This is a genomic window from Pseudonocardia lutea (assembly GCF_042658055.1).
GTDB classification, from domain to species: domain Bacteria; phylum Actinomycetota; class Actinomycetes; order Mycobacteriales; family Pseudonocardiaceae; genus Pseudonocardia; species Pseudonocardia lutea.
In genome coordinates this window covers 1-947 of the sequence record NZ_JBHSQK010000142.1, presented here as the reverse complement: position 1 = coordinate 947, position 947 = coordinate 1, and the positions used below count along the sequence as shown (strand labels likewise).

General features: G+C 70.7%; 1 protein-coding gene. It reads left to right on the top strand.

The genetic code is table 11. The features are described 5' to 3' along the window. A partial coding sequence (locus tag ACFQH9_RS32035; RefSeq protein WP_379572212.1) for an FAD-dependent oxidoreductase occupies positions 1–946 on the top strand: 946 nt, incomplete at its 5' end. Position 947: the final 1 nt, after the last annotated feature.

The window sequence follows — 947 nt, the reverse complement described above, 5'->3', positions numbered from 1 at the left end:
CCTCGAGGAGGAGTTGGGGTATCCGATCCTGTTCTCCCAGCGCGGGGTGTTGAACCTGGCGCACTCCGAGCAGGATGTGCGGGACTCGGTGCGCCGGGTGGCGGCCAACACGCTCAACGGGATCGACGCGGAGTGGCTGGGCCCGGACGAGGTGGCCAAGCTGTGTCCGATCGTGAACGTCTCCGACGCGATCCGGTATCCGGTGCACGGGGCGACGTATCAGCCGCGGGCGGGGATCGCCAAGCACGACTACGTGGCCTGGGGGTTCGCCCGCCGCGCCGACGCGGCCGGGATCGATCTGATCCAGGACTGCGAGGTCACCGGCTTCATCACCGACGGGGAGCGGGTGAGCGGGGTGCGCACCACCCGCGGGGAGATCGGCTGCGGGCAGGTGGCGTTGTGCGCGGCCGGGCACACCAGCGTGTTGCTGGACCTGCTCGGGGTGCCCGCGCCGCTGCAGTCGCATCCGCTCCAAGCGCTGGTCAGTGAGGTGTTGGAGCCGGTGCACCCGACGATCGTGATGTCGAATGCGGTGCACGTCTACGTCTCCCAGGCGCACAAGGGGGAGCTGGTGATGGGCGCGGGGGTGGATGCCTACACCGGCTACGGCCAGCGCGGGGCCTTTCACATCATCGAGCGGCAGATGGCCGCGGCGGTGGAGCTGTTCCCGGTCTTCGCCCGGGCGCATCTGCTGCGGAGCTGGGGTGGGATCGTCGATGTCACCCCGGACGCCTCCCCGATCGTCGGGCACACCCCCTACGCCAACGTGTTCCTCAACTGCGGGTGGGGCACCGGGGGGTTCAAGGCCACCCCGGGCCTGGGCTGGTGTCTGGCCGACACGATCGCCCACGGCCGCCCGCACCCCTACCTCGCCCCGTTCAGCCTGGACCGGTTCACCACCGGCGCGCTGGTCGACGAACACGGCGCCGCCGCCGTCGCCCACTGAC